The organism is Ruminococcoides sp., assembly GCF_057037865.1.
Genome location: NZ_DBLZMS010000005.1, coordinates 37772 through 51369 on the forward strand (window position 1 = coordinate 37772; position 13598 = coordinate 51369).

Here is a 13598-nt window from a genome sequence, read left to right on the forward strand (position 1 = left end):
TGATAGTAATAATATCGTTTAACTTTACACATTGAATAAATCATGTGTCTGAAATTCGTGCAGATTATCAAAAGAAACCTGCCTGTCTGAAGAAGAAAATCCACAAAAACATCGTGAAACACGCTAAAACCGAAGTGAACACAACCGCCGCACCTGCAAGTTTGAAGTCGCTGTCCATTTGCTGAGCCATTGTGAATGATGAAACCGCACACGGCGATGCAAAAAGTCCGATAAGCGACACAAAGTCAACTCCTCTGATTCCTATAAGCGCCGCCGTACCCAGACAAAGTGCCGGCACAACAACAAGTCTTGCGATTATGCAGATTATGAGGTTGCGTGAACAGCCTTTTATGCTGTCAAATGTGACAGACGCACCGAGTACAATCAGCGCAAGCGGAGTTGCAACCGCCGCAATATCCGAAACCGTTTTGTCAATTGTTTCCGGAAGGCTTATATTGAACGCAACAGACAAAAGTCCGAGTGCAGAGCCGATAATCAGCGGATTTTTGGCAATGCCTTTTAAAATTTTCAGCACATTTATCTTTTGCCCTCTGAAAATTTCAAGCGTGATGACGGCAAGCATATTGTAAAGCGGAACAACAACAGCAACAAGCACGGCTGTCGTGCCAAGCTTATCCTTGCCGAAAATATTCGCCGCAATCGGAAGTCCCATAAGTACAAAATTACTGCGGTAAATCGCCTGAATCATCGCACCACGGCTGTAATTTGACTTTTCAACAAGTAGTGTAAACCCGATTGACAAAAAGTAAATCGTGAACACGCCAATAACCGCAAAGGCAAGCAGCTTCGGGCTGAAAACGCTTGAAAAATCTGAGCCGTAGATGTTATTGAACATCAGAAACGGAAAAAATACATTGAAAACAATTTTGTTAAGTTGAGGCAGAAAGCTGTCCTGCAAAATTTTTAATTTTCTCACAAGAAAACCGATGAAAAGCATTATGAACATCGGCAGAACCGCATTAAGCGCAACGAAAAAGCTCTCCATAAAATCACCTCTTTTCAGCATACCACATTGCAAAAATTTTTTCAACAAAGCATATACCCGAAAATGTACATTTATTCAAGTTGAAATATGTCGATTTGTGTGTTAAAATATTCCGTGAACGATTTAAAATGAAACAACGAGGTGTGCCCATGAAAAAATGTGAATTCTGCGGAAAACAGATATCGTATTTTGACCAGTATTGTGATGATGAGTGCCATATTAAAGCAAATAAATTTTACGAAAAGGGCGAGCGTTTCGGCAAGCTGTTTGCGGTAATCAATATGATTTGTGTGTTCGGAATTCCAATCGGACTTTTTATGCTCTCATTTGCAAGAGAGGTCGGTCTTACCGTCGCACTTGCAAGCTGTGTAATTCTCGGAATTATGCTCATTATTCTTCCGTTTCCTACGGAAAATATGATTTCAAAATTCAAAATTCAGAAAGCCGTAAAAATCACAAGAATAATCGGCGGTGCGGTAATTTTCCTCGGAGTGCTGATTTTGCTCCTTGCATTGTTGATTAAATTCTGATTTAAATTGAATAAAACGAAAAATTGCGTCAATACTATTTTCAGCAAATACAAAGGAGGACTTTGAATGCTCGATAAAATAGCATTGACGCTTCTTATTATCGGCGGACTCAACTGGGGAAGTGTCGGCATTTTTCAGTTTGATCTTGTTGCGTGGATTTGCGGCGGACAGACAGGAATCATAAGCCGTATTGTTTATATCCTTGTCGGACTTTCCGCAATCTGGTGCATTACACTTTTATTCAGGGACACAAGCGACACCGTGACGGACGGAACAGTTGCGGATTCGTAGATTTTATGAATTATTGTAATGTAGGGGCGAACCGTGTTCGCCGGCCGTGTGTGTTGCACACGGTTGAACGCAATGCGTTCAAATTTAAAAATACGGATAAGAAATAACCATAAACAAAAAACAGGCTGTCAATTGACAACCTGTTTTGTTATGTAATATTTACTGCGTGGCAGATTTATTTCAATTAAAGTGCCTCAACAATGGCTCTTGTATCTCTTGCAATAACCATTTCTTCGTCGGTTGCAATGAGTTCAACTCTGATTGCAGAATCAGGAGTTGAGAGTGTGCCTGTAACACCGCATGTGGCCTGCTTGTTGAATTCCTTATCCAACTTAACGCCAAGGCATTCAAGATAGTCGCAAACCTTTTCACGGAGCATAGGCTGGTTTTCACCGATACCTGCTGTAAATACGATGCCGTCACAACCGCCGAGCGCTACATAATAACTGCCGATGTACTTTGCAATCTGGTAGTAAAGCATTTCGTGGGCAAGGTGAGCTCTCATATTGCCGTCTGCCTCGGCTGCACAAACATCACGGTCGTCAGACGAAACGCCTGAAATGCCCAAAAGACCCGATTCCTTGTTGAGAATCTTTGACATTTCCTCGGGGGTGAGATGCTCTTTTTCAGCGATAAATGTGATGACAGACGGATCAAGTGAACCTGAACGGGTACCCATCATAAAACCACCGAGAGGAGTAAGTCCCATTGTAGTGTCGATAACCTTACCGCCCTTTACGGCTGTGATTGAAGAACCGTTGCCGATGTGACAGGTAATAAGCTTGAGCTCTTCCTTTTTTCTGCCCATAAGGTCAGCCATTTTTTCGGAAACATAACGGTGAGATGTGCCGTGAAAGCCGTACTTTCTTACACCGAACTTTTCATAATATTTGTAAGGCACTGCATACATAAATGCTTTTTCGGGCATTGTCTGGTGAAAAGCAGTATCAAAAACCGCAACCTGCGGAACTTTCGGACCGAAAACTCTTGTGCAGGCCTCAATGCCCTGAAGGTGTGCAAGGTTGTGAAGAGGTGCAAGAGGAGCAAGCTCTCTGATTTTGTTAATTACCGAGTTATCTACAAGCACCGACTTGTCAAAGTACGCACCGCCCTGCACAACTCTGTGACCTACGGCGGAAACCTCGGACAAATCGCTGATTGCACCGTATTCGGGATCTAAGAGTGCATTTTTAACAGCCTCAAAAGCCTGAGTGTGATTAAGCATCTGTGTTTTGCGGTTGATTTTTTTGCCGTCGGGTGTTTTAAAACCAATGAAAGCACCGTTCTGACCGATTCTTTCACAGTTACCCTTTGCGAGAACTGCCTCGTTGTCAGTATCAATAAGCTGGTACTTGAGCGAGGAACTGCCTGCGTTGATTACGAGAATTTTCATTACAATCGTCCCCTTTGGTAGTTGTTTTCAGTTTAAAATATAAGAAATATATTTGCCTGTCGTCATATTTTATACTATAATGTAAATCAGAAAAAGACTTTTCAAAATTGACAGGTCACACATACATATGATACTCCAAATTATGTATGTTTTCAAGTGTTTTTTACAATATGTATGCGAAATAAAGGCTTCGGAGGAATAGTTATGGCAACAGCTGTCATCTGCGAATTCAATCCGTTTCACAACGGTCATAAATATTTGCTCGAAAGTGCAAAAAATGTGCTTAAAGAGCCGGTCATAGCAATTATGAGCGGCAGCTTTACCCAGCGTGGTGAGGTTGCCGTGTGCGACAAATTTGTCCGTGCAAAATCTGCCCTTGAAAACGGTGCGGATTTGGTGCTTGAACTGCCCGTTGTGTTCTCACTTTCGGGGGCTGAGGGCTTTGCAAAGGCAGGTGTTGCGATTGCGTCGGCTTTTGACTGCACAAATCATCTTGCCTTCGGCAGTGAAAGCGGTGATTGCGAACTGCTCAAAAAATCCGCAAACGCTGTTTGTGATGAAAGGGTACAGGCTCTTGTGCGTGACGGAATGAAAAACGGCGGATACTACCCTCGTGAACTTGAAAACGCCGTCAAAACGGTTTTCGGTGATGAGATTTCGTCCGTACTCTGCGAACCGAACAATATTCTTGGCGTTGAGTATATAAAGGCATTGAACGGTACGGGTGTTGAGCCGTTCTCGGTTGCAAGAACAGGTGTTGCACACGACAGCCGAATTGCGGGCGAGGGCTTTGCGTCTGCGTCACACATAAGAGAAATGTTGCGTAACGGTGAAAATGCGAAGAAGTACGCTCCGCACATTCCCGATGAAATCACATTTTCCGAAAATCTTGACAGACCGTTACTGTACCGCCTGCGTACTATGACAAGAGAGGACATTGCAAAACTGCCCAATGTGGGTGAGGGGCTTGAAAACAGAATTGCCGATGCGGCAGTGCGTTGCAGTACCTCATCAGAAATTGCCGACCTTGTAAAGACAAAGCGCTACACTCATGCACGCATACGGAGAATACTCGCCTGTGCATTGCTCGGAATTGAAAAAGCTCATACGCAAATCCCGATTGAGTATGTCCGTGTTTTAGGCTTTACAAACGAGGGTGCGGAATTGCTCAAAGACTGCCGACTGAATATTGTCACTTCTGCAAGCAACGGTATCAGAACAGGCGGCAACACAAAGGCATTGCTTGAAAAGGACATTTTAGCCTACGATATTTCGGCACTTGCGTATGAAATTCCAAAAAGGAGCGGTCTTGATTTTACAACGCCTATTGTGAAAATATGACATTGGTCGATTGATTCGTCAATGATATGCCGAAAACGGCAGTTTCTGAGGATTTTTCTTACATTTTTTACCGCAAAAAACAGCGGATTTTACGGGATTTTTATCTTTTTTGTGAGAAGTGCAACAATAAGTGTGTAATCTTTTTGTAATTATTATTGAACCCGATAAAAGTAGAAAAATGGTCAAAAAAACATTGACAAATATTTAACAAAGATGATAAAATAGAATCAATCGAGAATTAGCTAAATTCTTAAACAACGATTGAAAGGATCCAGAAAAATGAAAAGAATTCTTTGCTTTCTGATGGCGTGCACAATGTGCGCATCAGCAGCGGTCGGACTCTCGGGATGCGGTTGTGACGACAACACATCATCAAACAGCAGTAAGCCCGGCTACAAGGTTGAGCCGACAGAGCCTGACCTTACAAACGGAGATTTCGGATTTTTCATTATCAATCAGGAAGAACTTATGATTACAAAGTACACAGGTTCTGACACGGTTATTGAAATTCCCGAAAGCTACAAGAACTACAAAGTTACCGTAATCGGTGCAAGCGTGTTCAATAACTCTAAAATTACGGAAGTAACAATTCCGTCAAGTATCAAGCAGATTGAAGATTATGCCTTTTCAAGCTGTCACAGCCTCACAAAGGTAAATCTTTCCGAAGGTCTTGAAATCCTTAACAACAGTGTGTTCTTTAACTGCTCTGAGTTAAGAGAAATCAAGCTTCCGAGTACACTCAAAGAAATCGGACCGAGAGCTTTTTCGGGTGCGGCACTTAACAATGTTGTTCTTCCCGACAGCGGTAAACTTACAAAGATTGATGAATATGCTTTTTATCAGTCGCGTGAGCTTACAGACATTACAATTCCGGCTTGTATTACAAGTATTCCCGACAATGTATTCGCAGAATGCAGTAAGGAAGTTACAATCCACGGAGCAAGCGGTTCATATGCCCAGAGCTATGCTAAGAAAAACAACCTTAAATTCAAGGCTGACTTAGGCAGTTCTTCAAAAAAGGCAACAAAGGCAACAAAGGCAAGCGGTAAGGCTGCCGAGAAAGCCGAGTAATTGAGGCAAATTAATTTGATATCATTTTCAGCTTTGCTGAATCTAATATAATTATGCAAGATAAGAGGTAGATTAAATGAGTACAAAAGAGTATCCTATCGTAGATAACGCAGAAAGCTTTGAAGCTGCCCTTGCAAGAGTAAGAGAAGCTCAGAAAATTTTTGCTACCTACACACAGGAGCAGGTTGACAAGATTTTTCTTGCTGCCGCTACTGCTGCTAACCAGATGAGAATTCCGCTCGCTAAGATGGCTGTTGAAGAAACAGGCATGGGCGTTGCAGAAGATAAGGTTATCAAGAACCACTTCGCATCTGAGTATATTTACAATGCTTACAGAAATGTTAAGACTTGCGGCGTTCTTGAGGAAGACAAGGCTTACGGCATTAAGAAGATTGCTGAGCCAATCGGTGTAATCGCTGCCGTTATTCCTACAACAAACCCAACTTCAACCGCTATCTTCAAGACACTCGTTTGTCTTAAGACAAGAAACGGTATCATCATCAGCCCGCATCCCCGTGCTAAGAAGAGCACAATTGAGGCTGCCAAGGTTGTTCTTGAAGCTGCTGTTAAGGCAGGCGCTCCGGAGGGTATCATCAGCTGGATTGATATTCCTTCACTCGAACTCACAAACACACTTATGCAGGAAGCTGACTGCATCCTCGCAACAGGCGGCCCCGGCATGGTTAAGGCTGCTTATTCATCAGGTAAGCCTGCACTCGGTGTTGGCGCCGGTAACACACCTGCTATCATTGATGAAACAGCTGACATTTTACTCGCAGTTAACTCAATTATCCACTCAAAGACATTTGATAACGGTATGATCTGTGCTTCAGAGCAGTCTGTTATCGTTGAAAAGAAGATTTACAGTAAAGTTAAGAAGGAATTCAAGGCTCGTGGCTGCTACTTCCTTAACGAGGAAGAGACAGAGAAGGTTAGAAAGACTATCATCATCAACGGCGCTCTTAACGCTAAGATTGTTGGTCAGAAGCCTGTTACAATCGCAGCTCTTGCAGGTGTAACAATTCCTGAGGAAACAAAGGTTCTTATCGGTGAGGTAGAATCAGTTGACATCAGCGAAGAGTTTGCTCACGAGAAGCTTTCTCCTGTACTCGCTATGTACAAGGCTGAAGATTTTGAAGATGCTATTGCAAAGGCTGAGCATCTTATTGCTGACGGCGGTTACGGTCACACATCTTCACTTTATGTTGACGCTGTAAACGAAAGAGCAAAGATTGACGAGTTCGCATCAAGAATGAAAACTTGCCGTATCCTTGTTAACACACCTTCTTCACAGGGTGGTATCGGTGACCTTTACAACTTCAAGCTTACTCCTTCACTCACACTCGGCTGTGGTTCATGGGGCGGCAACTCTGTTTCTGAGAATGTTGGTTGCAAGCACCTTATCAATATTAAGACAGTTGCCGAGAGGAGAGAAAATATGCTTTGGTTCAGAGCACCTGAAAAGGTTTATATCAAGAGGGGCTGTATGCCTGTAGCTCTTCAGGAACTCAAGGATGTAATGGGTAAGAAGAGAGCATTCATCGTTACTGACTCATTCCTTTATAAGAATGGCTACACAAAGCCAATCACAGACAAGCTCGATGAAATGGGCATCACATATACAACATTCGCAGATGTTGAGCCTGACCCATCACTTATTTCAGCTCAGAAGGGTGCAGAGGCTATGCGTAAGTTTGAGCCTGACTGCATTATCGCACTTGGCGGCGGTTCAGCAATGGATGCCGGCAAGATTATGTGGGTTCTCTATGAGCATCCGGAAGTTGACTTCCAGGATATGGCTATGCGTTTCTGCGATATCCGTAAGAGAGTTTACACATTCCCGAAGATGGGTGAGAAGGCATACTTCATTGCTATTCCAACATCATCAGGTACAGGTTCTGAGGTTACTCCTTTCGCAGTTATCACAGACCAGAATACAGGCGTTAAGTATCCGCTTGCTGACTATCAGCTTATGCCTAAAATGGCAATCGTTGATGCTAACAACATGATGAGCGGTCCTAAGGGACTTACAGCTGCATCAGGTATCGACGCTGTTTCTCACGCACTTGAGGCTTACGCTTCAATGATGGCTACAGATTTCACAGACGGTCTTGCACTCCGTTCACTCAAGCTTATCTTTGAGTATCTCCCTGCTTGCTATGACAACGGTATGAACGAGCCTGTTGCTCGTGAGAAGGTTGCTCACGCTGCTACAATGGCAGGTATGGCATTCGCTAACGCATTCCTCGGTGTTTGTCACTCAATGGCTCATAAGCTCGGTGCTTTCCATCATGTACCGCACGGTATTGCTAACGCACTTATGCTTGAGCAGGTAATCAGATTCAACTCAGCAGAAGTTCCTGCTAAGATGGGTACATTCCCACAGTATGATCACCCGCACACACTCGCTCGTTATGCTGAAGTAGCTCGTTACCTCGGCCTCGGCGGCAAGAACGATACAGAGAGCGTTGAAAACCTTATCAAGGCTGTTAACGACCTCAAGGCAAGAGTTGGCATCAAGAACTCTATCAAGGATTATGTTCCGGACGAAGAGGACTTCCTCAACCGTCTTGACGCTATGACAGAGCAGGCATTTGATGACCAGTGCACAGGTGCAAACCCAAGATATCCGCTCTTCAAGGAAATCAAGCAGATGTACCTCAATGCTTACTATGGCAACAACAGCGAGACTGTTTAATCTATCTCGTAATGCATAATTATAAAACACCCTGCCCCCGTGACAGGGTGTTTTGTTGTATATGGATAATACCGCAATTTTCCATTTTCAACTTTCAATTTAAATAAACTTCCTCTTGGGCGTAATATGCTTTTAATATTACATGATGTTATGCACAATGCACAAAAGAATGTTAAAAATTTCACAAATATTTAGTTAAAAGTTTAACGAGTTTTTATGCACTTCGCATAAAATATCTTGTTCTTTTTGTTTGAAAGGTAAAAAATATTTTATTTGTATTTGCTAAATGCACAAAGAAAATTAAAATTATTTTGTTATTTTTACACTGTACTAACCCCTGAAATTGTTGTATAATATAACCGAAGCAATGAAAGATTGCTTGATGAATTTTTAATATTTTAAAGCGAAAGGGGCTTTATTATGAAATTAGATACAGTTCTTGCAAAAAGAGAGAACAAGGTAGTTTATAAAGACGGTGCGCTTGCAGCCAAAGTTTTTGACGAGTGTTATCCGAAATCAGATATTCTTAACGAGGCTCTTAATCAGGCGAGAGTTGAGGAAACAGGACTCAATATTCCGAAAATTGAAGAGGTTACAAAGATTGACGGAAAATGGGCAATCATATCCACCTTCATCGAGGGCAAAACTCTTGCGGAGCTTATGGCAGAGCATCCCGAAAAAGAGGACGAATACCTCAATCTCTTTGTTGACATTCAGGTTAAAATTCTCAGCCAAAAAGCGCCGTTGCTTAACAAACTCAAGGATAAGATGAAACGCAAAATCAGCGAAACCGACCTTGACGCAACAACAAGATATGAGCTTGAAACCCGTCTTAACGGTATGCCGAACCACACAAAGGTTTGTCACGGCGATTTCAACCCGAGTAATGTTATCATTGACGAGTCGGGTACACCGTATGTTATTGACTGGTCACACGCAACACAGGGTAACGGTTCAGCCGATGCCGCAAGAACTTACCTCTTGTTCCGTTTGAATCATCAGGAAGAGCTTGCAGAAAAGTATATGAAGCTTTACTGTACAAAGACCGACACAGCTCGTCAATATGTTGACCGCTGGCTTCCGATTGTAGCCGCATCACAGTCTGTTAAGGGTAAACCCGAAGAGAGAGAGTTCCTTCTCAAATGGGCAAGTGTTTGCGAATACCAGTAATGTCGTATAAATGTATTTTTAATTCATATTTTACTCAGCAAAATTTCATTTTGAAATTTTCTCTCCTCTGTTTTTTTCATAATTGTATTACGGAAACCGAATAAAAGCAGCTCCCGCTCCAATGCTTGGTGCGGGAGTTGCTTTTTTAATGCGAAATTTATGTTGACGGTACGCTGTAAATATTACAAAAGGTTACAAATTTTGTAATAATTCGCTTTAATTTGGTGCTTGAAATGAAGATTTTGTGAGTGAAACTGCATCAAATTTTCTGAATTAGCAAAAAATACGGGCTTTGGGGTTGATTTTTTAAAAGAGTGATGTTATAATGGTTACAATGTTGTTATCAAGGTGTAACCTGATTTGTAATTTACTGTCAGATTTGGTAACAATTTTTCGGTCAAATCTTTCGTACAGATTAAAACGGACTGTACTTTGAGTCGGTCGTTATTTTTCTGTAAGAGCTTTGACTCTCTGATAAAAATGGAGGTAATTAACGATGCAGAGAATAAAAAAGATTACTGCAATCATTCTGAGTGTTCTCACACTTTCAAGTGTATGCGTATTCGGTTCTTCATTTTCTGCCGGTGCAAAAGGCACGGGTGCAGGTCTTGCAGAATGGGCACTCAATGCCTATAACAGCGGATGGTCATATGTTTACGGCGGTTCAACCCCCGGAGCGGTTGACTGTTCAGGTCTTATCTATTCATATGCCGGCGGCGAAAGATGCGGTAATCCACAGCTTGAAACGGCTACCGAAACAGGTTCGGTAAGCGCAGGCATTCCTAATGTTCACGGTCTTGGACTTTGGCGTCCCGGTCATGTTGGTGTCTATGTCGGCAACGGTATGGAGGTTGACGCAAGAGGTGATGAATACGGTGTTTGCTATGAGGCAATCGGCGGTTATAACAATTGGACATACTGGTTCAAGCTTGCCGCAGTTTCATATGTAACAAACGGTTGGGAAAGCTTTAACGGCAACTACTACTACTACGAAAACGGCGAGTACATTGTAAATACTTCAAGAACAATTGACGGTACTACATATTACTTTGACTCACAGGGCAGATCGAGCAAGACTCCTTCAAACACTTCTTCAAGCAGTTCATCGGGTTCAAGCTCGTCAGGCTCATCAGGTTCTTCAAGTTCATCAGGCAGCTCATCATCTTCAAGCAACACACCGAGTGTTTACAAGAACGGTTCATCGGGTGCTGAGGTAAAGAAGATTCAGCAAAGACTTGCTGACCTCGGCTATTATGACGGTGCAGTTGACGGTTACTTCGGCGATGCAACAGAAGAGGCTTATAAGGCATTCCAGAAAGCCGCAGGTCTTACAGTTGACGGTATTGCAGGCGATTCGAGAAATACACTTTATTCGGAGAATGCTCCCGAAGCTCCAAAAGCCGATACAACAACAAAGACTGAGGACAAGCCCGAAGAAGAAACAACTGCTCCCACAGAGGCAACAACAGAGCCTGTAACAGAGGCAGTTCAGTATCAGAACGGTGATGAAAACGATGAAGTAACTGCAATTCAGCAGCAGCTTATAAAGCTCGGCTACTTTGCAATGGATGCAACAGGCTACTACGGTGAATATACAGCGCAGGCCGTTGCAAATTTCCAGAATCAGAATTCACTCGATTCAACAGGTATTGTTGATGAGAAAACATACAACGCATTGTTCAGCGACAACGCAGTTGCAAACCCCAAAACAGAGGTTGTAAGCGGTGAGGTTTCTCCGGCGGTTTCAGCCGCTCCGATTGAGATGCCTTCTTCAACAGGTGCGTCGCAGTTCATTCTTTCAAATGAAAAGAATCAGAACTACTCGGACACAGCGTCAAGCGTTGCTGTTCAGTCCGTAAAGTCTGCCGACAAGGCTCTTGCAAAGTCAAATGCCGCAAGCACACCGACTCTTGTTGCCGCAGTTCAGAGATCCGCAAATGTAGGTCTTTGGTTTGTGCTTGTTGCAGTTATCCTCGGCGCAATTGCTTTTGTATTCTTCCTTCGTGACAGAAAGCTTTCAAGATATTCAAGATATGTCGCAAGAAAGAAAAAAAAAGCCACCAAAGCCGAACTTGACGCAAGATGGTAATTGATATATAATCCGATTATTAAACAGTCGATTGCAAAGCAGTCGGCTGTTTTTGCTTAATTAAAAATGGAAAATTGAAAATGGAAAATTTAAAATGGAAAATTTAAAATGGAAAATTGTGGTCGGGCAGACAGTTTGCAAAATGAAAAGCATTGTTTCCCGACTGTTTTTTTGTTAGATGAAAGTTACCTTTTAATTGTAGGGGTAGCCTTGCGACTATATTTCAGACGGGAGGATATTATCCGCCACTACGACAGGAACTGTGAACGGTGACATACCGTACGAATAAAAATGTGGACATTTATTGCACATTCGTGTTAAAATACAAGATGAAAAAGTGTGTGGAAAGAAAGCGGTGACTGTTAATGAAAAAATCCGAAAAACCAATCGGCAAAATAAAAGTCAAAAAGTCGATTTTCAAAAGGCTTTTCTTTCACATACTTGTGCTGTTTATTTTGGCGGTGATTGTTTCGGGTACGCTCAATTGCATTGAAAACATTCAGCGCACAAGGCGGTTTACACGACAGCTGACCGAAAGTGCGTCAAAGGTTGCAACAGAAACTTTTGAACGCTGCGATATAAACGCATTGCTTGATAATCCCGATTCCGAAGAATATCGGAAAGCCGTTAAGACCTTGAGGTGGATTTGTCAGACGAATCACCTTGAATATATGTACATTTACATTCCGAATTTTGACGAAAACAAGGTTACATATGTTATGACTGTTGCCAATGATGACAGCGAAAACGAGAATGCTTTAAATGTGAGAAGTGCAGGTGCAGAGGTTGACCACAGCTTGTGGGACGCTGAAAAAGAGGCGTGGGAAAATCCTAACCTTGTCACGGCTTACGAATATCAGAACGACAGCTTCGGCAGTTTTTACACGGCATTTTCAGCGATTCAAGGCAAGGACGGCAAGCCTGTTGCATTAATCGGTGCGGACTATTCGCTGACGCAGATTTATACGGAAATCATTTTTTATACTGCAATGCGAGTTCTTGCGTTGTTTGTTGTGCTGGCAATTGTATTCTTGCTTGTAATGCGGTTTGTCAGAAAAAAGATGTATAATCCGATACATTTGATTTTTGAAAAAATTCGAGGATACTTTTCCGACAAGGCTGACGGCACAAATACAAAGAAAGCGTTTGTGCCGATAAAACTCGGCTCTGACGATGAAATTCAGCTTTTGGCTGATTATTTCAACGATATGGCCCACGATGTAGAAACTTATGTTGAAAAAAATTCCGCCCTTGCGAGTGAAAAGGCTAAAAATGAAACCGAGCTTGAGGTTGCAAGGCGGATTCAGTACGGAATAATTGCGAGAGAAAAGAATGTTGTCTTTGCCGATTGTTTTGATGTTTCGGCAAGAATGGAGTCTGCAAGACAGGTAGGCGGCGATTTTTACGATTGCTTTGCATTGCCTGACGGCAGAATATGTGCCGTAGTCGGTGATGTGTCGGGCAAGGGTGTTGCGGCGGCAATGTTTATGGCTTTTGCAAAAACTCTTATCCACGAAAAAATGACCGAAAATGCAGAACCCGACAGGGCATTTGAAGAAATCAACAGGGAACTCTGTTCGTCAAATCCCGAGGGAATGTTTGTAACTGCATTCGCCGTGATTTTTGACAAAAACAGCGACAGCTTTTTGTACATAAATGCAGGTCATAACAAGCCTGTTACGGTGAGCAACGGCAAGGCTGAATTTTTAGAATGTAAGCCGTGTATAATGCTCGGTGTGTTTGATGATGCAAGATATGTTGTGAACAGCGCTGAATTTGGGAACGGCGATATAATTTGCCTTTACACCGACGGTGTGAATGAGGCAACAAATGCGGATAATGAATTTTTCGGCAACGATAGACTTGTGTCTGCCTGTCAAAATGCCGAACAGACTGCAAAAGGTGTGTGTGACGGAGTTTATGACGCTTTGACGGACTTTACCGAAAATGCGGAGCAATTTGACGATATAACAATTGTTGCAATAAAAAACAGCAAAAACAGAGATTGA

Annotated in this window: 10 protein-coding genes; 8 read left to right on the forward strand and 2 right to left on the reverse strand. The window is 42.6% G+C overall.

Going from position 1 to position 13598, the window contains the following annotated elements:
* Positions 1-67: 67 nt before the first annotated feature.
* Positions 68-1006, reverse strand: coding sequence for an AEC family transporter (locus tag AC2HW8_RS05710; RefSeq protein WP_484327269.1), 939 nt, complete (start codon positions 1004-1006; stop codon positions 68-70).
* Between the two features lie 149 nt (positions 1007-1155).
* Between AC2HW8_RS05710 and AC2HW8_RS05715 the strand changes: the two genes are divergently transcribed.
* A complete protein-coding gene (locus AC2HW8_RS05715) occupies positions 1156-1536 on the forward strand; it encodes a hypothetical protein (protein ID WP_021882622.1) in 381 nt (126 codons plus the stop codon).
* Between the two features lie 66 nt (positions 1537-1602).
* Positions 1603-1827: a DUF378 domain-containing protein gene (locus AC2HW8_RS05720; protein ID WP_021882621.1), complete on the forward strand. Its 225-nt coding sequence runs from the start codon at positions 1603-1605 to the stop codon at positions 1825-1827.
* A 184-nt stretch (positions 1828-2011) separates the two neighbouring features.
* On the opposite strand, the gene AC2HW8_RS05725 is transcribed toward AC2HW8_RS05720, so the two are convergent.
* On the reverse strand, positions 2012-3220 hold the full coding sequence (locus tag AC2HW8_RS05725; RefSeq protein WP_021882620.1) for an acetate/propionate family kinase: 1209 nt from the start codon (positions 3218-3220) through the stop codon (positions 2012-2014).
* 204 nt (positions 3221-3424) lie between these two features.
* Between AC2HW8_RS05725 and AC2HW8_RS05730 the strand changes: the two genes are divergently transcribed.
* The 6 genes from AC2HW8_RS05730 (at position 3425) to AC2HW8_RS05755 (ending at position 13598) form a co-directional block, all read left to right on the forward strand.
* On the forward strand, positions 3425-4561 hold the full coding sequence (locus AC2HW8_RS05730) for a tRNA(Met) cytidine acetate ligase (RefSeq protein WP_484327270.1): 1137 nt from the start codon (positions 3425-3427) through the stop codon (positions 4559-4561).
* Between the two features lie 279 nt (positions 4562-4840).
* Positions 4841-5632 carry a leucine-rich repeat domain-containing protein gene (locus AC2HW8_RS05735; RefSeq protein ID WP_303786596.1) on the forward strand — a complete coding sequence of 264 codons (792 nt, stop codon included), beginning with the start codon at positions 4841-4843 and terminating at the stop codon, positions 5630-5632.
* Between the two features lie 76 nt (positions 5633-5708).
* On the forward strand, positions 5709-8330 hold the full coding sequence (adhE, locus tag AC2HW8_RS05740; RefSeq protein ID WP_015522840.1) for a bifunctional acetaldehyde-CoA/alcohol dehydrogenase: 2622 nt from the start codon (positions 5709-5711) through the stop codon (positions 8328-8330).
* A 420-nt stretch (positions 8331-8750) separates the two neighbouring features.
* Positions 8751-9500 (forward strand): phosphotransferase, encoded by a 750-nt coding sequence (locus AC2HW8_RS05745; protein ID WP_021882616.1) that lies wholly within the window; start codon positions 8751-8753, stop codon positions 9498-9500.
* A 496-nt stretch (positions 9501-9996) separates the two neighbouring features.
* Complete coding sequence (locus AC2HW8_RS05750) at positions 9997-11589, forward strand: peptidoglycan-binding protein (protein ID WP_443951103.1); 1593 nt, start codon at positions 9997-9999, stop codon at positions 11587-11589.
* Positions 11590-11954: 365 nt separating this feature from the next.
* Positions 11955-13598 (forward strand): PP2C family protein-serine/threonine phosphatase, encoded by a 1644-nt coding sequence (locus AC2HW8_RS05755; RefSeq protein ID WP_484327271.1) that lies wholly within the window; start codon positions 11955-11957, stop codon positions 13596-13598.